This is a genomic window from Tenggerimyces flavus (assembly GCF_016907715.1).
GTDB lineage: Bacteria > Actinomycetota > Actinomycetes > Propionibacteriales > Actinopolymorphaceae > Tenggerimyces > Tenggerimyces flavus.
Genome location: NZ_JAFBCM010000001.1, coordinates 463,261 through 482,231 on the forward strand (window position 1 = coordinate 463,261; position 18,971 = coordinate 482,231).

Annotated in this window: 19 protein-coding genes; 5 read left to right on the forward strand and 14 right to left on the reverse strand. The window is 70.7% G+C overall.

The annotated features are described in order from the left end of the window. Window positions 1-20 precede the first annotated feature (20 nt). Window positions 21-1,127 (reverse strand): epoxide hydrolase family protein, encoded by a 1,107-nt coding sequence (locus JOD67_RS02345; protein WP_205114479.1) that lies wholly within the window; start codon window positions 1,125-1,127, stop codon window positions 21-23. A gap of 63 nt (window positions 1,128-1,190) precedes the next feature. On the opposite strand from JOD67_RS02345, the gene JOD67_RS02350 reads away from it, so the two are divergent. Further along, window positions 1,191-2,144 carry a helix-turn-helix transcriptional regulator gene (locus tag JOD67_RS02350; protein WP_205114481.1) on the forward strand — a complete coding sequence of 318 codons (954 nt, stop codon included), beginning with the start codon at window positions 1,191-1,193 and terminating at the stop codon, window positions 2,142-2,144. On the opposite strand, the gene JOD67_RS02355 is transcribed toward JOD67_RS02350, so the two are convergent. Next, window positions 2,141-2,806, reverse strand: a complete 666-nt coding sequence (locus tag JOD67_RS02355) for a response regulator (protein WP_205114483.1) — start codon at window positions 2,804-2,806, stop codon at window positions 2,141-2,143. The two genes, JOD67_RS02350 and JOD67_RS02355, sit on opposite strands and share 4 nt — an antisense overlap. Further along, window positions 2,803-4,167 carry a sensor histidine kinase gene (locus tag JOD67_RS02360; protein ID WP_307782246.1) on the reverse strand — a complete coding sequence of 455 codons (1,365 nt, stop codon included), beginning with the start codon at window positions 4,165-4,167 and terminating at the stop codon, window positions 2,803-2,805. The genes JOD67_RS02355 and JOD67_RS02360 overlap by 4 nt, the downstream gene beginning before the upstream one ends. Window positions 4,168-4,276: 109 nt before the next feature. On the opposite strand from JOD67_RS02360, the gene JOD67_RS02365 reads away from it, so the two are divergent. After that, window positions 4,277-5,875, forward strand: coding sequence for an alpha/beta fold hydrolase (locus JOD67_RS02365; protein WP_205114485.1), 1,599 nt, complete (start codon window positions 4,277-4,279; stop codon window positions 5,873-5,875). Here the strand turns inward: JOD67_RS02365 and JOD67_RS02370 are convergent. From JOD67_RS02370 to JOD67_RS02385, 4 genes are all read right to left on the reverse strand, one after another. Further along, on the reverse strand, window positions 5,858-6,607 hold the full coding sequence (locus JOD67_RS02370) for an alanyl-tRNA editing protein (RefSeq protein WP_205114487.1): 750 nt from the start codon (window positions 6,605-6,607) through the stop codon (window positions 5,858-5,860). The two genes, JOD67_RS02365 and JOD67_RS02370, sit on opposite strands and share 18 nt — an antisense overlap. A 19-nt stretch (window positions 6,608-6,626) precedes the next feature. Continuing rightward, window positions 6,627-7,121 (reverse strand): alpha/beta fold hydrolase, encoded by a 495-nt coding sequence (locus JOD67_RS02375; protein ID WP_205114489.1) that lies wholly within the window; start codon window positions 7,119-7,121, stop codon window positions 6,627-6,629. A 200-nt stretch (window positions 7,122-7,321) separates the two neighbouring features. Next, complete coding sequence (locus JOD67_RS02380; protein ID WP_307782247.1) at window positions 7,322-7,654, reverse strand: DUF2516 family protein; 333 nt, start codon at window positions 7,652-7,654, stop codon at window positions 7,322-7,324. Between the two features lie 57 nt (window positions 7,655-7,711). Continuing rightward, window positions 7,712-8,518 carry an alpha/beta fold hydrolase gene (locus tag JOD67_RS02385; protein ID WP_205114490.1) on the reverse strand — a complete coding sequence of 269 codons (807 nt, stop codon included), beginning with the start codon at window positions 8,516-8,518 and terminating at the stop codon, window positions 7,712-7,714. A 188-nt stretch (window positions 8,519-8,706) separates the two neighbouring features. On the opposite strand from JOD67_RS02385, the gene JOD67_RS02390 reads away from it, so the two are divergent. After that, entirely contained in the window at window positions 8,707-11,298 is a 2,592-nt protein-coding gene (locus JOD67_RS02390; protein ID WP_205114493.1) for an AfsR/SARP family transcriptional regulator, read from the forward strand. 13 nt (window positions 11,299-11,311) lie between these two features. On the opposite strand, the gene JOD67_RS02395 is transcribed toward JOD67_RS02390, so the two are convergent. Genes JOD67_RS02395 through JOD67_RS02420 form a run of 6 tightly spaced genes read right to left on the reverse strand, consistent with a single transcriptional unit; the run spans window position 11,312 to window position 15,097 of the window. Further along, window positions 11,312-11,806: a hypothetical protein gene (locus tag JOD67_RS02395; protein WP_205114494.1), complete on the reverse strand. Its 495-nt coding sequence runs from the start codon at window positions 11,804-11,806 to the stop codon at window positions 11,312-11,314. A gap of 2 nt (window positions 11,807-11,808) precedes the next feature. Beyond that, on the reverse strand, window positions 11,809-12,234 hold the full coding sequence (locus JOD67_RS02400) for a helix-turn-helix domain-containing protein (protein WP_205114496.1): 426 nt from the start codon (window positions 12,232-12,234) through the stop codon (window positions 11,809-11,811). Window positions 12,235-12,290: 56 nt separating this feature from the next. Next, window positions 12,291-12,821: a suppressor of fused domain protein gene (locus JOD67_RS02405; RefSeq protein ID WP_205114498.1), complete on the reverse strand. Its 531-nt coding sequence runs from the start codon at window positions 12,819-12,821 to the stop codon at window positions 12,291-12,293. A gap of 1 nt (window position 12,822) precedes the next feature. Further along, window positions 12,823-13,314: a DUF3291 domain-containing protein gene (locus JOD67_RS02410; RefSeq protein WP_205114500.1), complete on the reverse strand. Its 492-nt coding sequence runs from the start codon at window positions 13,312-13,314 to the stop codon at window positions 12,823-12,825. Beyond that, the gene (locus JOD67_RS02415) at window positions 13,315-14,262 is read right to left on the reverse strand and encodes an asparaginase (RefSeq protein WP_307782248.1); all 948 of its coding nucleotides are present in this window, start codon (window positions 14,260-14,262) and stop codon (window positions 13,315-13,317) included. A gap of 10 nt (window positions 14,263-14,272) precedes the next feature. After that, window positions 14,273-15,097: a beta-keto acid cleavage family enzyme gene (locus JOD67_RS02420; protein WP_205114504.1), complete on the reverse strand. Its 825-nt coding sequence runs from the start codon at window positions 15,095-15,097 to the stop codon at window positions 14,273-14,275. Between the two features lie 33 nt (window positions 15,098-15,130). Here JOD67_RS02420 and dtd point away from each other — a divergent pair, with 33 nt between their 5' ends. Both dtd and cysC read left to right on the forward strand, forming a co-directional pair. Further along, window positions 15,131-15,556, forward strand: a complete 426-nt coding sequence (gene dtd, locus JOD67_RS02425; protein WP_205114506.1) for a D-aminoacyl-tRNA deacylase — start codon at window positions 15,131-15,133, stop codon at window positions 15,554-15,556. Next, entirely contained in the window at window positions 15,553-16,728 is a 1,176-nt protein-coding gene (gene cysC / locus JOD67_RS41645; protein WP_205114508.1) for an adenylyl-sulfate kinase, read from the forward strand. The genes dtd and cysC overlap by 4 nt, the downstream gene beginning before the upstream one ends. Here the strand turns inward: cysC and JOD67_RS02435 are convergent. Continuing rightward, on the reverse strand, window positions 16,642-17,913 hold the full coding sequence (locus tag JOD67_RS02435; protein ID WP_307782249.1) for a Bcr/CflA family multidrug efflux MFS transporter: 1,272 nt from the start codon (window positions 17,911-17,913) through the stop codon (window positions 16,642-16,644). The genes cysC and JOD67_RS02435 overlap by 87 nt on opposite strands. Window positions 17,914-18,971 lie beyond the last annotated feature (1,058 nt).

An 18,971-nucleotide genomic window follows, 5' to 3' on the forward strand; every position in this document is an offset into this window, starting at 1 on the left:
GCCACGTCGCAAACCGTCGCTCAGGCGAGTGAGTCGAAGAACGTCGCGATGTCCGCGGCCAGGGCTTCGGGCTTCTCCATCGCGATGAAGTGGCCGCTGCCGGGGTTGTCGGTCGACCACTGGCTGATGTCGTTCTGCAGTTCGGCCAGCCGGCGGATCCCGGGCGGCCCGCTGTAGAGGCCGGTCGGCGCCGCCTTCTGCCCGCTCGGCCAGACGAACTTCACGCTGTTGTACATCAACCACGACGACGAGCCCGCGCTCTGCGTGAACCAGTAAAGGCTGATGTTCGTCAGCAGCAGGTCGCGGTCGATCGCGTCGTCCGGCACGGGTACGGCGAACGTGAACTCGTGGAACTTCTGCAGCAGCCACGCCAGCAGTCCGATCGGCGAGTCGTTCCAGCCGAACGCCATCGTCTGCGGGTAGTGCCTCAGCAACATGTGGTGGTCGACGCCCAGGCTGGCCCACTGCTGCATCTGGTCGTACAGGCCGCGCTCCTCCTCGTTCAGCTCCGGCAGCAGGTCCTCGGTCGGCAGGCCGACGCCGCTGTCGAGGTGCACGCCGACGACGCGGTCGGGGTCCGCCTTCGCGGTCTCCTGCGAGACGTACACGCCGAGGTCGCCGCCCTGCACGCCGTACCGCTCGTAGCCCAGCCTGCGCATGAGCTCCGCCCACATCCGGCCGACCTGCGCGACGCCGAAGCCGGTCTCCGGCGGCTTGCCGGAGAAGCCGAACCCGGGAACGTGCGGCACGACGACGTCGAACCCGCGCTCGGTCAGCTGCGGGATCAGCTCGACGAACTGCACCACGGAGTTCGGCCAGCCGTGCGTGAGGAGCAGCGGCAGCGCGTCCGGGTTTCCGGACCTGGCGTGCAGGAAGTGCACGTCGATCCCGTCGATCGTCGTGACGAACTGCGGGAACGTGTTCAGCCGCGCCTCCTGCGCCCGCCAGTCGAAGCCGTCGCGCCAGTACTCGGCCAGCTCGCGGAGGTACTCGACCGGGACGCCGCGGCTCCAACCGTCGCCGGGCAGTTGCTCCGGCCAGCGCGCGTTCGCCAGCCTCGAGTGCAGATCGTCCAACTCTGCTTGCGGGATCTCGATGCGGAAGGGCCTGATCTCTGTCGTCGTCATGTCTTCGACCCTAGGATCCGTGTAGGACCGATTCTGTCCTATACAGCTATCATTCTCGAAGACATGAGCGATCCCTCCGAACGCCTGCTCCACCTGCTGTCGTTGCTCCAGACGCCGCGCGACTGGCCGGGCAGCGAGCTTGCCCGCCGGCTGTCGGTCACGACCCGGACAGTGCGGCGCGACATCGACCGGCTGCGCGGGCTCGGCTACCCGGTCGAGGGCGCGATGGGACCCGAGGGCGGCTACCGGCTCGTCGCCGGAACGGCCATGCCGCCGCTGCTCCTGGACGACGACGAGGCGGTCGCGATCGCGATCGGTCTCCGGATCGCCGCCGGCCAGGCCATCGCCGGCATCGACGAGGTGTCCGTCCGCGCGCTGGCGAAACTCGAACAGGTGTTGCCGAAACGGCTACGCCGCCGAGTCACTACCTTGGGAGCGGCGACCGTCCCGTTCTCGCTGCGGAACGACCCGACCGTCGACCCCGAGCTGCTGACCCAGCTCGCCGCGCTGATCGAGAACAGCGAACGCCTGCGCTTCGAGCACGTCGCCGCCGACGGCTCGCACACCGACCGGAACGTCGAGCCGCGCAGCCTGATCTCGCAGAACGGGCAGTGGTACCTGCTCGCGTACGACCTCGATCGCGCGGACTGGCGCACGTTCCGCGTCGACCGGCTCCGCGATCTGCGCCCGACCGGTCACCGCGTCCGTCCGCGGCCGCTGCCGGCGAAGGACGTCGCCGAGCACGTCCGGCAGCAGGCGTACTCGCGGGCGCCGGTCTTCTCGGCCGCCGTGACCCTGCACGCACCGATCGCCCAGGTGGCAAGGCGATTCGGGACGGCAGAGGGACTCACCGAGCTGGACGCGATCACCTGTCGGTACGTCAGTCACGAGGACACCGTCGAGTACCTCGCGTTCCGGCTGATCCGGCTCGACTGCGAGTTCGAGGTGCACGAACCGCCCGAGCTGGTCGCCTACCTCCGCACCATCAGTGCCCGGACACAACGCGCCGCCGGCTAGGCCGCTCCGGCGCGGACCAGGCCGCACTCGTACGCCAGAACGACGGCCTGCACGCGGTCGCGCAGCCGGAGCTTGGCCAGAATCCTGTTCACATATCCCTTCACCGTCCCTTCGGTCAGGTTGAGCGTGCTGGCGATCTCGGAGTTGGACAGCCCGCGGGCGATCAGCTCGAGCACCTCGCATTCGCGCTCGGTCAGCTCGCGCAGCGCCACGTCGACGTTCGGCACCACGTCATCCGGTGCCCCGATGTGCCGCTCGATCAGCCGTCGAGTCACCGCCGGCGCGACGATCGCGTCGCCCCCGGCCACCGCTCGGATGGCGACGAGCAGGTCCGAGGCCAGGATGTCCTTGAGGACGAATCCGCTCGCCCCCGCACGCAGGGCCGAGTAGACGTACTCGTCCAGGTCGAACGTGGTAAGGACGAGGACCTTCGGCGCCTCCGGCCCCGCGGCACGGACCAGCCGCGTCGCCTCGACTCCGTCGACGTCGGGCATCCGGATGTCCATCAGTACGACGTCCGGCGAGGTCTGCGCGACCAGCTCCATCACCTCCGAGCCGTCGCCGCCCTCTCCCACGACGACCATGTCGTCGGCACTGTCGATGATCAACGCCAGCCCTCCGCGCAACAGGGCTTGGTCGTCGATGAGCAGCACGCGGATCACAGCGTGGCCTCCGTTCCCAGGGGGAGCCGAGCCCGCACCGAGAACCCCTTGCCCTCGACAGGTCCCGCGAAGAGCTCTCCGCGCAGCGTCTCGACGCGCTCGCGCATCCCACGCAGGCCGTTGCCCGCGCCATCGGCGACGGCGTCTCCGGCGCCGTTGTCGTTCACCTCCACTGTCAAGGCGTCCTTTCCGTACTCGATCGTCACCTGCACCCGCGCTCCGGGACCAGCGTGTTTCATCGCGTTCGTCAATGCCTCTTGCACAATCCGGTACGCCGCCAGGTCGACGGTGATCGGAAGGACGTCCGGCTCGCCCTCGAGGTGCAGCAAGACCGGCGTGCCTGCCTTCCGCACCTGCTCGACCAGCTTGGGCAGCTGCGCCAGTCCGGGAACCGGATGACGCGAGCCGTCCACCGGCCCGACCGCCGCCAGCACCTGGCGCATGTCGGCGAGCGAGGCGCGCCCGGTCTCCACGATCGTGTTCAGCGCGGAGAGCGTCGCCTGCGGGCGTTTCTCGAACGCCGCCACGCCTCCCTGCGCCTGCATCACGATCACCGACAACCCGTGCGCGACCACGTCGTGCAGCTCGCGGGTGATCCGCGTCCGTTCGGCCGCGGCCGCGAGCGCGCCCTGCTGGTCACGTTCGCGCTCCAGGTCGCGTGCCCGCGCCTTGAGCTCGTCCAGGTACGCACGACGGCTCTGTACGCTCCAGCCGATCGCCCAGGCGGCGACCAGCACCGGGGCGAGGATCGGGATCCCGCCCCAGTCCGTCGGTCCGCGCGAGACCGACGGGTCCGGCTCCGGCGGTACCGGTGGCACCGGCGGCTCCGGTGGCTCCGGTGGCACCGGTAGTTCGGGAAGCACCGGCGGCTCGGGCCGCACCGCTGGCGCCGCCCGACCGTCGGTGAACGGCTCGACGATCAGCCAGCCATCTCTTCGTCCGTCGAACGTGACGTACACAGACCATGCCAGAACGACGAGCATCATCGCTGCGAGTATCCACAGGGAGAACGTGCGCGACCTCCCTGCGGCGATCGTGAAGAGGATCAGCGGCACGGCCACGTTCGCCGGCATCGGACCCATCGCGACCGCCATCTGCACGAGTGCCGCCACCGTCGCGCACGCCAGCGCTGGCTCGGGCCAGCGCCGCCGCACGAGCACGGAGGCGATGCCCGCACCCGCCAACACCCACCACAGCAGGGATCCGACGGGTTGCAGCCCGATCCGCGGGTCCAGCAACGTCGGTGCCGCATCGGTGTCGCTCATCACGATCGACGCCACGAGAAGCAGCGCGGCGAGGCCTGCGTCCTGGACGAACGGCCTGCGGACCACGCTGGTCAGGTGGGCGACGACTGTGTTCACGGGGCCGAGCCTAGGTGGGTTGCGGGCTTGGCGAATCTGACCACGGTTATGTCTTCATACATATCCACGGGTAGATGTGCGACGGCGCCAACGTTCCGAGACTTGCCGCATGAGACGACATTCGCTCGCTGCGGCAGCCGCCCTGATGGCGGTCGCCGGCCCGATGGTGATCGCGGCACCCGCGTTCGCCACCGCGCCGCCTGCCTCTGTCACCTGGACGAAGTGTCCGGCGTACTCCGACGAGGTGTTGGAGTTCCTCGGCCTCCCACCCGCCGACCGACCGGCCTTCCACGAGCTCTGGGCGCGCGCGGAGTGCGGAACGGTCGCCGTTCCGCTCGACTACCGGAAGCCGCGCGGCCGGACGATCACGGTCGCGATCACGCGGCTGAAGGCGACCGACCAGAAGCGCCAGCTCGGCAGCATGGCGCTCAACCCGGGCGGACCTGGCGGCGCGGGCTACCTGTTGCCGATCCAGTTCGGGCTGCGCCCGGGCACCGCGAAGCTCAACGAGCGTTACGACCTGATCGGCTTCGACCCGCGCGGCGTCGGCTACAGCACCCAGGTCGACTGCGAGCCGGCCGACGGGCCTCCTCCGACATCGCCGATCACCAAGCGGCAGGCGAAGCAGCAGTACGCCGAGCTGGTCCGCGCGAGTCGCGCGTGCGCGGCGAAGGATCCCGCGTTCCTCAGCCAGATCACGACCGGCAACATCGCCCGCGACCTCGACCGGGTTCGCGCCGGGCTGGGCGAGCGCAAGCTGAACTACTACGGGGTGTCCTGGGGCAGCTGGCTCGGCCCGGTCTACCGGAGCCTGTTCCCGAGCAAGACCGGCCGGATGTGGGTGGACAGCGTCGCCATCCCGGACCCGCGGATGGACCGGTTCGAGGCCGAACGCGCGATGGCCACGCACCGGAGCTTCACCCGGTTCGCGGCGTGGATCGCGCGGTTCGACGACACGTACCACCTCGGTCGCACGGGGCGGCAGGTCGAGGCCACGCTGGCCGCGATGCGCGCGGACTTCGAGGCGAACCCTCGGCAGTTCACCGATCTACCGTTCCCCATCGGCGGCTTCGAGATCGGGCTGACCGCGGGCGTGCCGTCCGTCGACTGGACGCTTTTCGCGCGTGCGTTGGCAGATCTGCGCACCTGGACGGGCACGACCGCGCCGGAGTCGCTGAAGCGGCTGATCGGCGGGCCGGGTCCGGGCGGCGAGCCGCCCGCGGGCTTGCCGGAGCTGTTCAACGAGACGGCAGGGCAGGCGATCTTCTGCAACGGCGACGGCGGCCGCCGTGACTTCGAGTCCGCGTGGAAGGCGTACCAGGACAGGCTGCGCCGCTACCCGGTCACAGGCGTGACCAGCCACTACCTGCCGCCGTGCGCGGGCTGGTCGCTCCCCGTGGAACGCATCCGCCTGCACCACGGCGGCGGCTCGCTCGTTCTGTCGGGGCACCGGTGGGAGACGCCATCGGTGTTCGAGTGGACTGCCGAGATGCACGACGCCGTCGGCGGCAAGGTGGTCACCATCGACGACGACGTCCACGGCTCGGTGCTGGACTCCGCCGACTGCCTCGCCCGGGTGGCGCGGTTCTTCGAGACAGGCTCGGTGGGCGCGAGGACCTGCGAGGGCATCCCGGTGCCTACGGGTCCGGACGACCTGCCCGGGCCGCAGGCATTCGGAACGCAGTCCCGGTCAGGCCTTCACCCGTAGCCGGACGCGGCGGAACCCACGTCCCTTGTTCTCGATCTTGGCGATCTCCAACTCGCCGATCCACTTGGTCGAGGCGACGTGGGTTCCGCCGTCGGCCTGGACGTCGAGGCCCTTGATGTCGACGAGCCGGACGACCTCGACGGTCTCCGGTACGAGGTTGGTCGCGGTGCGGATGATGTCGGGGATCGCGAACGCCTCGGCGCGGGGCAGGCTGCGGACCTCGATCGCCCGGTCCGCGGCCACCTCGGCGTTGATCGCGGCGGTCACGTGCTCCTTGAAGCCCTCGGGAACCGCCTCGATGTTGAAGTCCATCCGCGCCTCGAGCGGCGTCATGTTGCCGCCCGTCACGAGTGCGCCGTAGTCGCGGAACACCACCCCGCACAGCACGTGCAGGCCGGAGTGCGTACGCATCAACGCGGTACGGCGTTCGTCGTCGAGCGTGGCTTCGACGCTCGTGCCGACCGGAGGGAGGGGGTCGTCGTCGTGCGGGATCAGGTGGAGGTCGTCGCCCTTGCGGGCGCCGACGATCCGGGTCCGTACCCCGCCCCACAGCAGCACGCCCTCGTCCGGCGGTTGACCACCGCCGCCGGGATAGAAGGCGGAACGGTCGAGCACGATGCCGTCCTCGGCGGAGGCGTGCAGGACCGTGGCGTTCCAGTCGCGCAGGGCTTGGTCGGTGAGTTCGAGTCGGGTGGTCCGCCCGTGTTGGTCGGTGGCGGCGGTGTCGTCCATGAGCGAACGGTACGCCAGCTCAGTCCTCGTTCAGGAAGCCGGAGACGACCTCGCGGACCTTCGCCCGATGTGCCCACATCAGGCCGCCCGGCGGAAGGACCTCGAGCCTGGCTTTCGGGAACGTCTCCGCGAGTTCCACCGCTACCTCGACCGGGTGCAGGGCGTCGCCCTCCTGCGCGAGCACGAGCACCTCGCCCGCGTAGCCGGCGAGGTCCGCACGGTCGTCGATCGGCTGCTGTGTGGCCAGGGCGCGGACCATGGCTGCGAGGTCGCTGCCGGCCAACTCGTGGGCGCGGGCTCGGGACCAGTCGAGGACGTCGCTGCGGTCCCGGACGGCCTCCGGCTGGCTTTGTCTGAGGGCGTCCGCGATGCGCGCTTCGTCCGCGGTTTCGATCGCCCGCGCGAGCGTGAGAAACGCCGCTGCCTGGGTGCGCGGCTGGTCGAGGGCCGCGGGGAGCACGAGCACGACCCGGTCGAACAGGTCGAGCCCTCGGAGGATCGTGCCGGCGCCCATCGAGACGCCGAGTGCCCTCGTCGCCTCGGCGGCGTGGGTGGCCTCGCGGAGCTGCGTTTCGAGCGCGGCGTACGTCTGGCCAGCGAGGTCGAGGAACGTGCGCGTGCCTCGGACGCCAGAGCCGAACGGCCTCGTCTCGGCTATGGAGCCGACGAGGCCGTGGGCGAAGAGCGTGACAGGTCGGCCGGAGCCGGTGGTGACTACCAGGGTCCGTACGGTCCGTCGTTGCCACCGCTGCGCCGGCCGCGCCCGCTGGCCTCCTTGACCGCGGGCCGGACGCCGGCGAGGTAGACCGCGGCGGCGACCGTGCCGAGCAGGCCCGTGATGCTGAGCGGGCTGCCCCGGAAGACGAGATCGAGCACCACAGCGACGCCGAGCAGGACCAGCCAGAACACCTTCGTCTGCTTGTCCGCGGCCGGGAACGCCTCGGTCGGCCGGACTGCGGCGTCGGCGAGCGCCCAGATCTTCATCACGAGGAGCGCGAAGAAGAGCACCAGAGAGATCTGGCCCGGGATCGCGAGGATGTTGAACACGCTACGAGGGTAACTGCTCGCGCCGACAACCGCCTGGGGCGTGGACCCTGGTTTCTCTCAGGGCTGGAAGAACTTCTTGAGGGCCGGACCGAGCACGTCAGGCGCTCCGACGTGGCCCTGGTCGGCGAACGTCTGCCGTTCGGCGTGCGGAACGAGGGCTGCGATGGCGTTGGCGGCGCTGGCGAAGAAGTCCTTCGGCAGGCCGCTCATCCCCTCCGACCCGGCGCTGGCGCCGCTGTCCACGGCCAGGACGGGGCAGGTGATCTTGGCGAGCTCGGCCGGCGGGCGGTGGTCGCCCATGCAGGCGGCGTCGCTCGCGAGCGTGTGCGCGACCGCGGTCATCGACGGCCAGTACGGCGAGGCCTTCATGCCGGCGATCTCCTCGGGCGCGGAACCGGCGAACCACAGGAACAGCTCGAGTGCGTCGTCGAGCCGTCCCTCGGCGACGGCCGGCCCGACCTTCGCGGCGTACACCCGGGCTCGCTCGTGGGACGCGTCGTCCATGCAGAACGGGACGTCGTACACGGCGAGCCGGTCGACCGGCAGCCCCGCCGCCGCGGCGCGGAGGGCGAGCCCGCCGCCCGACGAGGCGCCGAAGAGGTGAGCACGGCCGCCAGCCTCGGCGAACAGCGCTTCGAGGTCCTCGATCTCGCGCTCGACCGCGTACGGCGGGGTGGTGCCGCTCTTGCCGCGGCCGCGGCGCGCGTAGTTGTAGACGGTGAAGGAGTCAGCCAGCCAGGCGGCGAGCGGCTCGTTCTCCGCGCCCTCGTCGAGCGCGCCGCCGACGAGGATGACCTGGGGGCCTTCGCCGCTTCGGTCGTAGGAGATGGAGGTTCCGTCGTTGGAGGTCACGTAGTTCGTCATGGCCGCGAGCGAACCAGGCGGCGCTGAAACGGCGCTGAAAGCCGCGTTTTTGTCCACAGGCTTGCGATTCGCCGACTTGTCCACAGACCGCCTCCGCCGCCTCGCCGTTGGCTTGCGTACGAGCGAAGCTTGCCCCACGACGCGAGGCAAGCCTCGCTCCGCACCTTGACAACTCAACAGAGTGAAGAATGACGCTCGTGATGCAGGTCGAGATCGAGCTGCTCGGGCCGCTGCGGGTGGTCGTCGACTGTGCCGTCGTCGAGCTGCCCGGCGAACGGCTGCCCGTTCTGCTCGCGGTGCTGGCCATGTCGGCGGGCCAGCCCGTGCCAGCGGAGCGGATCGTCACCGCGGTCTGGGGCGTCGATGTCGGCGTCGATGCGCGGACCAACCTGCAGAGCAACGTGCGGCGGCTGCGGCGGATGCTCGGGGACTCCGCGGTGGAGACGCGTGGCTCCGGGTACGCGCTCGCGGTGGCGCCGGAGGCCGTGGACGCGCTGCGGTTCGGCCGGCTGCTGGACCAGGGCCGGCTGGCGGACGCGCTCGAGCTGTGGCGTGGCGATCCGTTCGACGGCCTGCGTTCGGACGTCCTCGCCCAGACGTACGGGGTCCGGCTGTGGGAGCGCTATCTCGACGCGGTCGAACGGCGAGCCGCGCTACCGGAGCTGACCGAGCTCGCCGATCGCCATCCGCTGCGGGAGTCCTTGTGGGCTCGGCTGCTCGAGGCCCTTCGCGCGGCGGGTCGCGACGCGGAGGCCCTGGAGCGGTACGAGCAGCTGCGGCGTCGGTTGGCTGACGAACTGGGCACGGATCCGAGCCCGGAGCTGCGGGCTCTGCACGCCGAGCTGCTGGGCGGCTCAGCGCCTGGGGTCATGCCTCGGCAGCTGCCAGCGGATGCCTCACCGTTCTCCGGACGTGAGGCGGAGCTGGCCGCACTCGATGCACTGCTGGTCCAAGCTCGCGGCCCGGTGGTGATCTCGGGTACGGCGGGCGTGGGCAAGACCACGCTGGCCGTGCACTGGGCGCATCGGGTCGTGGATCGGTTCCCCGACGGCCAGCTGTACGTCGACCTGCGTGGCTTCGACCCGTCGGAGCCGCCGCTGGCACCGAGCGAGGCGCTGCGCGGGTTCCTCGAGGCGCTGCGGGTGCCGCCTCGGCAGCTGCCGGCGAGTCCGTCCGCCCAGGCCGCGCTGTACCGCAGCCTGCTCGCGGACAGCCGGACATTGGTGGTCCTCGACAACGCGCGCGACGCCGGCCAGGTCGCGCCGCTGCTGCCCGGCGCGCCCGGATGCCTGGCGGTCGTGACCAGCCGGAGCCAGCTGCCCGGCCTGGTCACGAGCGCCGGTGCGCGGCCGCTTGCCCTGGACCTGCTCGACGCCGCCGCGTCGCGCTCACTGCTGGCCTCTCGGTTGGGGTCGGAACGGGCACGCGCCGAGCCCGCCGCGGTGGCGACGTTGACCGAGCGGTGCGCGGGATTGCCGCTGGCGTTGGCGATCGTGGCGGCACGGGCTGCGCTGCGCCCGGCGTACTCGCTGACTCGGCTCGCCGAGGAGCTTGCGTCCGCTGGGCTGGACGGGTTCGACGCGGGAGACGCGGCGAGCAGTGCGAGGTCGGTGTTCTCGTGGTCGTACCGGTCGTTGTCGGAGCCGGCAGCGCGGGTGTTCCGGCTGCTCGCTCTGCATCCGGGGCCGGACGTGGGCCTCGACGCGGCGGCGTCGTTGGCGGGCGGCGAGGTTCGCCGGGAGCTGGACGAGTTGGCTCGCGCGCATCTCGTCACCGAACGGACGCCCGAACGGTACGCGTTCCACGACCTATTGCGCGCGTACGCACGCGAGCTCGGCACTGCCGACGACGCGGCTGCGCTCGGGCGGCTACTCGACCACTACGTGCACACGGGGCGGGCGGCGGATCAGCTGCTGTTCAGCCACGGCGAGACGATCCCGGTCGACGAGCCGTCGTCGGGGACCGTGCTGACGGCGTTGGCGTCCGAGGACGAGGCGTTGGCGTGGTTCGGGGCCGAGCGGCTGACGTTGATGGCACTGCTTCGCCTGGGTTCGGCCGAGCACGTGTGCCAGTTGGCATGGGCGACGCACGTCTACCTGCACCGCCAGGGCTTCTGGCACGACCGGGTGGCGGCGCAGCACGCGGCGGTGACGGCTTCGCGGCAGCTCGATTCGGCCGTGGCGGAGTCCCGTTCGTGCCGGTACCTGGGCTTCGCGTACGCCGACCTGGGCCGCTTCGACGAGGCGCACGTCCACCTCGATCGCGCGCTGGCGTTGGCTGCCGACCCGATCGATCGAGCGTGGACACACCATTACCGCGACCTGACGTTCGGGCAGCAGGGCGAGGAGGCGTCGGCGTTGGAAGCGGCGCGCGAGGCGTTGTCGCTGTTCCGGGCGGCCGGGCACGTCGTGGGCGAGGCGATCGCGCTCAGCGACGTGGCTTGGTACTCCGGGCGGCTCGGGGCCGACGAGTCGACGCTGGCCGACGGCAAGCGGGCGTTGGCGATGCACCGGCAGGTCGGCAATCGCGCGTACGAGGCGCACACTCTGTCCTGCTTGGCGGACACGTACGTCCGGCGCGGCGAGGTCGCGGCGGCGGAGTCTTGCTATCGGGAAGCGTTGGTCGTGTTCGAGGTGCTGGGCGACCGGTTCGGCGAGGCGAGCACGTACGCGCAACTCGCCGACCTGGTGGACGACGCAGACGCGCGCCGGCAGGCCGAGGCGATCCTTCGCGAACTCGACCCGCCGGCGGCGGAGCAACTAAAAGCCTTGCTGCGTTGAGGATTTCGTAGCGTCAGTCGCCGACCTTGTCGGCGGCGGCACCAGCGGCCTTGCGAGCGGACTCAGCGGTCTTGCGGGCGCTGGTCGCAGTCGACTTGGCGCGGGTACGCGCGGAGGTCGCGGCCTTCTTGACTGAGGTCACGGTGGCCTTGGCGCTGCGAACGGTGGTCTCGGCCTGGTCCTCGAGCTGCTTCGTCGAAGCCTGGTTGCGGATCCGTCCGACGAGGCTCTCGCCGCGGCCGGCGAGCGCGACGTACGTCTCGTTCGCCTGGCCGAGCGCGTCCTGCCACGCGGCCTGGGCACGGTCGGAGATGGCCTTGGCCTGCTTGGTCAGCTCGTCGGCGCGGGTCTCGAGCTCGGTCTGGACGCGCGTGGTGATCGCGGACTGGTCGGTGTCGATGGTGGCAAGCCGGTCCTGCGCGAGCTTGCTCAGCTGCCGGATCTTCTCGACGGCGAGGTCCCCGGCGCCAGCGACGGCGTAGAACGGCTTGTAGTCGACGGTGGGCATGGTTATCGCTCCTGGGTGGTCGTCTTCTTCTTGGTGTTCTTGGTGTTCTCGGGTTCCGGCTGCTGTTCCTCGTTCGCGGCTTCGCGCCGGAACGACTCGTAGATGTCCAACAGCACCCGCTTGTGGCGTTCGGTCAGCACCCGATCGGCGCGGATCGCCACCTCCACGGCGTCGTCCTGCTCCGCGGTGTTCTCCTCAGACGGGTCGAGCAGCCCGGCCCGGACGTACAGGACCTCGGCGGACACCCGAAGCGCTTTCGCGAGCTGCTGCAGCACCTCGGCGGACGGCTTGCGGAGACCGCGCTCGATCTGGCTGAGGTACGGGTTCGACACACCGGTGAGATCGGCCAGCTGCCGAAGCGACAGCTCAGCATTACGCCGCTGCTCCTTCAGATAGTCGCCGAGCGACCCGATGTTCCGCACCTTCATGCCACCAGTGTGCTTGCAAAAGTTAGCAAGCGCAAGCTCCCAGCTAGTGAGGCGTGTCACTCCACCACGGACGGGCGCTCGAGATCGAGCAGATCCGGGTCCCCGTCGACCAGCAGCTGCTCGAACGCGCGCCAGCCTTGCTCGCCAACGAAGTGCGCCTCCGCGACAGTGATCGGGACCGCCCAGATGAGCGAGATGCCCTCGAACCGCGCGAACGCCTCAGGGAAGGAGACCGGGTCCGCGATGTAGACGGCACAGAGCTCACCCGACGGGAACATCGGCCCCCGCGGACCGATGACGTCGCCCCGGAGGTAGGCCGAATGCTCAGTGATTGCCTGCTCGCCGAGGTCGAGGAGGACGGAAGCCACGTTCGCCTTGGGCACCGGCTCGCGGCAAGCGATGAGCAGCTCCTGCCTCACCGTTTGGTCGTCGTGAACCGACAGCTCGTGGTGACTCATCCCGAGCGTGACGAATGTCGACGATCCCGCAACTGGTCCGTCGCGGAATTCGGCAACCTGGAGCCCGCCACCCGGGAAGCCGCGTTGGATCGGACCGAGGTGCAGCTCGAGGTGATCGACGAGGTTCACCTCAGTCGGCGTCGCAGCCGATCAGGTCGCGGCGTTCCAGGACCGGCGGCTGGTCGGGCGGCGGGAAGGTGTCGCGCAACGTGAAAGCCTCCGGCGTGGGTCCGCTCGCCCGCAGCAGGACGAGGCGTTCCTCCGCCTCGCGCACGGTCGGCCGGTGGCCGGTGGGCACCCACCACAGCGCGGTCATGGCCTCCGCCACTCGGGCGAACCACTCCCGCCGGCGGCGCAGGACCATCCGATGCATCGGCCCGTACACGTACTCCAGCAGCGCGTCGGGCGACGACCAGACCGACATGTTCACGATCAGCCAGTCGTCGTCGAACACCCGCATCGCCGTCGCGTTGCCGTCCTCGGTCTGCAGCCGCCACACGAAGCCAGGCGAACGATCCGCCACCGCATTCACCGGATCGAGCAGCGCGACGAAGTCGGCGAGCTCCGGACTGTCCATGGGCGCGAGGATCCGCCCGATGTTCACCTGGGCAAGCTCGTACATCTACACCCCCACCGAACGAATCTCGCCGACCGACTCACCGCCGCCCTTCACCGGGCCGCTCGCCTGGTCCGCGATCACCTTGTTGTCGATCCCGAATCGCCGCAGCGCCGCCGCCATCACCACGGGGCGGGCACGCTGGCCGCCGTCCTCGATCTTCAACGCCACCACGCGACCGTCCGGCAGTGCCACCGCGTAGCAGGCCTCGGCACCGCTCTTGCCGACCAGCCCAGGCACCGAACGCAGCAGGTCGACCTCGTCCCGATCGGTGCCGCTGACGTACTCGGGATGCGCGCGGATCGCCGACGCCACGCGATGTCCGGCCGAACCCTCAGGTTCCAACACCAGCGCGCGAAACGCCCGCGCGAGTCCCGTCAAGGAGAACGCGAGCAGCGGGGCGCCACAGCCGTCCACACCCACGTGAGCGACCTTCTCGCCGGCGAGGTCCTCGACCGTCTCGCGAATCGCCGCCTGCAACGGATGTGAGGGCGAGAGGTACGTCGAGATCGGCCAGTCGTTCGCCACGCAGGTCGCGAGCATGCCGGCGTGCTTGCCGGAGCAGTTCATCGTCACCCGTGCGGGCCGCTCGTCGGCGCGGATCATGGCGGCTTTCGCGTCGTCGTCGATCGGCCACGACTTCGGGCATTGCAGCGCCGACTCGTCCAGGCCGGCGCCGGCGAGGATGCGGCGGACACCGTCGAGGTGGAACGGTTCGCCGGAGTGGCTGGCCGACGTGAGCGCGAGGAACTCGCCGACCAGATCGAGCCCGTGGCGCACCATTCCCGTTGCCTGCAAGGGCTTGTTCGACGAGCGGGGGTAGATCGGCGAGGTCACGTCGCCGAGCGAGAACGCCACCGAGCCGTCCGCCTCGAGGGCCACGAGCGAGCCGCGGTGCCGGCACTCGACGAACCCGGAACGGACGACCTCAGCGAGAACGACGGGATCCCTCACGCTGGCGAGCCTACCGGCGCTTGACCTGCAACAGCTCCCGCGCGGCGTCGGTCGCCATCGCCGGGCTCTGCGCGAGTTCGGCGAGCCGCGCGGCCCGCTCGACCAGCTCGGCATTGTGCGTCACGGGCTGCCGACGGGCGAACGTGAGCGTGTCCTCCATGCCGACCCGCAGGTGCCCGCCCGCGGCGAGGGCGGCGAACGCGACCGGCAGCGACGTCCGCCCGATGCCGGTCGCCGACCACGACGTCACAGCGGCGGGCAGCGCGTCGACCGCGGCGACGAGAGTGCGGGCGTCGCCGGGCATGCCGCCGGGCACGCCCATGACCAGGTCGCAGTGCACGCGGCCGCCGTACGGGAGGCCGTACTTGTCCAGCAGCCGGTGCAGCGCGGCGACGTGGCCGAGGTCGAACAGCTCGAACTCCGGGACGACCTCGCGTTCCTGGGTGAGCTGGTACAGCTGGGTGACGAACGGCCACGGGTTAGTGAAGACGTCGTCGCCGAAGTTGACCGTGCCCATCGTGAGCGAGCACGAGTCGGGCTCGGCGTCGAGCACGCGGAGCCGGTGCTCGAACGGGTCCGTGACGGCACCGCCGGTGGAGAGCTGAACGATCAGCGAGGTCTGTTCGCACAGGGCGTCGACGGTGGCGGTCAGCCGTCCGAGGTCGAGCGTCGGCCGGTGCTCGGCGTCGCGAATGTGCACGTGGATCATCGCCGCGCCGGCATGCTCGCAGCGCTGGGCGGTCTCGACGAGTTCCTCGAGGGTGGTGGGGAGCGCCGGGAAGTCCGCCTTACTGGTCTCCGCGCCGGTGGGCGCGACCGTGATGAGGGTGGCCATGGCCGGCATCTTCGCAGACGCGAGAATGTCCAGGTGCGAGCTGTGGTGCAACGTGTCTCGAGGGCCAGCGTGACGGTCGATGGTGACGTCGTGGGTGCGATCGACAAGCCAGGCCTGCTGGTTCTGCTGGGCGTGACCCACTCCGACGAGGCCGCGCTGGCGGACAAGCTCGCGGCCAAGATCTGGGGCCTGCGGATCCTGGACGGTGAGCAGTCCTGCTCCGACGTCGGGGCGCCGCTGCTGGTGGTCAGCCAGTTCACGCTGTACGCCGACACGCGCAAGGGCCGCCGCCCGTCGTGGTCCGAGGCGGCGCCGGGCGAGGTCGCGGAGCCGCTCGTCTCGCACTTCTGCGAGGCGCTGCGCAAGCTCGGCGCCCACGTCGAGACCGGCTCGTTCGGCGCCCACATGGACGTCTCGCTCGTCAACGACGGGCCTGTCACCTTGGTGCTCGACGCGTGACGCCGGCGGAGTACGACGACCTCGAGCTCGCCCTCGACGGCATCCTCGACACCGTCACGGTCGTTGCCGCCGAGTCGGTGGACTCCCTCGACGTCACCGATCTCGAGGGCACGCCGATCGCCCGGCTCACCGTGCTCGCGAAGGAGCCGCTGGCGGACGGCCGGGTGCGCTTGACCGGTTCGGTCGAGGCGCTGCGTCCACGCGAGGACGGCGTGTTCCGTACGTTGCGGCGCACTCCCGCAGACGTGGGCGGCGGGCGGATCGCGGCGGTCCCGGTCGACGCCCCACTCAGCTCGACGGCCATCGAGCACCTCGCCGGAGCGACGGCCGGCTTCGACCGGGTGCTCCTTCTCCCGTTGGTCGGAACCGGTTCACCGCAGGGCATCTCGGCGCACGGGCTGGTCCGGGCCACGTTGGCCGCTGCCGCACTGCTCCCCGGCGAGGTTCGGGTGGTGCCGGTGCCGGCCGGCCGCACGATCGAGCCGGCGCGGGTGGCCGCGGCGTACGGGGAGCCCGTCCACGTGGTGAGCGGCGGACCCTTGCCCGACGCGGTCGAGACGATCGTGCAGGCGGAGCGGCGCGGCGGGCTGGTGGTGTTCCTCACCGGGCTGTCCGGGTCGGGCAAGTCGACCATCGCGCGCGGCCTGCGTGAGGCGCTGCTGGAACGCGGCCGTACCGTCACGCTGCTCGACGGCGACGTGGTCCGGCGCATGTTGTCCGCCGGGCTGGGCTTCTCGAAGGCGGACCGCGAGGCGAACATCCGGCGGATCGGGTACGTCGCCGCCGAGGTGGCGCGGCACGGGGGGCTCGCGATCTGCGCGCCGATCGCCCCGTACGCCGCCACGCGCGCGGAGGTGCGCGCGATGGTGGAGGAGGCGGGCGGCTCGTTCGCGCTGGTGCACGTCTCGACGCCGCTCGAGGAGTGCGAACGCCGCGATCGCAAGGGCCTCTACGCGAAGGCGCGGGCGGGCGAGATCAAGGAGTTCACGGGGATCTCCGACCCGTACGAGGCGCCGGACGACACCGACCTGGCGATCGACACCACGTCGGTGCCGATCGCCGCAGCGGTTGAACGGGTCCTCGGACTACTCCGGGACCACGGCTGGCTCGAGGACGGGGAGGGGCGCGACCCGCGGCTCCCGGGTGAGGGCGAAGCGCGCGACCAGGGCTAGCCCGAAGCAGAGGAACATCACGACGGCCATCGGGACCGCACTGCTCACGTCGACCAGCGTGACGAGCGGACCGATCAGGCCGGCGACGACGAACTGCATCGTGCCGAGCAGGGCTGAGGCCGTACCGGCGGCGTCCGGGTACTGCTGCAGCGCGAGGGCGGTGGCGTTCGCGCCGACCAGCGGCATGACCGCGACGCAGCCGAACAGTGGGATCACGATGCCCAGGAACCCGCCGATGCCGGTGACCGCGGCGAACAGCAGCGCGCCCGCGCTGGCGAACGCGATGATCTGGCCGGCCGTGAGCAGGGTGCGGCTGCCGAACCTGCGGACGATCCGGCCGCCGATCTGGGAGACGATCATCAGGCCGACGCCGTTGATGCCGAAGAGCAGTCCGTACGCCTGCGGGCTGAGCTGGTACTCGCCCTGGAAGACGAACGGGCTGCCCGAGATGTAGGCGAAGATCGACGCGAAGCCGATCGCGAGCGCGAAGGCGTACCCGAGGAACGCCTTGTTGCTGGCGACGTAGCGGTAGCCCCGCAGGATCTCCTTGAGACCGGTCGGGCGGCGGCGTTCGGTGGGCAGGCTGTCGGGGAGCCAGCCGGCGACGGCGATGAACAGGCCCGCACCGAAGACCGCGAGGATGACGAACAGTGCGCGCCAGTCGGTGAACTGGAGCAGCTGGCCGCCCATCACTGGGGCGAGGATCGGCGCGAGGCCGGTGACGAGCATGAGCATGCTCAGCAGGCGGGCGATCTCAGCGCCGCTGACCGTGTCGCGGACGATCGCCCGGGCGACGACGATCCCGGCGGCGCCGGCCATGGCCTGGACGACGCGGGCTCCGATGAGCAGTTGGACGTTGGGGGCGAGCGCGGCGGCGATGGACGCGAGCGCGTAGATCGCGGTGCCGACGAGGAGCGGCTTGCGCCGGCCGATGCTGTCCGAGATCGGGCCGATGATCGCCTGCCCGAGGGCGATGCCGAGCAGCGCGGCGGTCAGCGTGAGCTGGAGTTGGGACTCGGTGGTCCCGAGGTCGCCCTGCATCTGCGGGAGGGCGGGAAGGTACAAGTCGAGAGTCATCGGAGCGGTCGCTGTGAGGGCGCCGAGGATGATGACGAGTCTTGCCTGGATGCGGGTGGGTCCGGGTGCGAGTTCTGGTTCTGCGCTCGGTGCTGGCGATGATGACACCGCGGGCTGAGCCTCCTGTCTCAGTAGGCGGACATTCCTCCGGTCATCTGATGTTTGACAATCTCGATTCTAGTCCTCGGTTGCCCCGAGCAACAGCGGTTGTCCATGAACGGATGGGAACCACCGAACGGCGCCGGTGTCAGCGCTATAGGCGCGCAAACCCCACTTCGGTGGGCAAAGTGGAGACACCTGTGGACGATCGCGCCGGCAGCCAACGACAACGACCCGCACGCGCTCGGTGGGCAACGTGGCAAGTCACCTGGGTGGCCCGGAGGCGAGGCGGGACGAGGCATGCCGGGTGGGACGATGCGATCTCGTCGCGAGGGGCGAGCTGGGGCGAGGCCAGGAAGGGGCGGGCGCCGGGTGCGCGAGGCCGGCTGGGTGCGCGAGGCGGGCTCGGCGCGCGAGGCCGGCTCGGCGCGCGAGGCGGGCTCGGTGCGGGGGCCGGTTGGGCGACGCGTGTCACGAGGGACAGCTCGGGCAGCCGGCGCGCCGGCGGCATGGATGAAGGTGCCCTTCATCCAAGGGTGGCTCGGTGGCCGTTGTCGAAGCGGCCGGTGTGGCCGGGGTGGCCGGGCTTGACTGGGTCGGGGGCGCCCTCGTCCGGACCTATGGGACCAGGGTGCCCCCGACCCAGCCAGCCAGCCACAGCTCATGGTTCCCGAGGCCGCGCTCCACCATCCGACTTCACCCACCGAAACGGTGCTGGCGTCGGCGCTGAGGGCGCGCAAACCCCGCTTCGGTGGGCAAAGTGGAGACGCCTGTGGACGATCGTGCCGGCATCCAGCCGTCAACGACGCGCGCGGCGCTCGGTGGGCCAGGTGGCGAGCATCAGGTGGCCCGGTGGTGCGGCGGGACGAGGCAGGCCGAATGGGGCGAAGCGACTCGTCCCGAGGACGAGCAGGGCGGGGCCTGGTGCGCGAGGACGGGCGGTCGGGCGGACGGTCGGTCGGACGGTCGGACGGGCGGACGGACGGTCGGACGGGCGGACGGGCGGACGGACGGACGGGCGGACGGACGGGCGGACGGGCGGACGGACGGACGGACGGACGGACGGT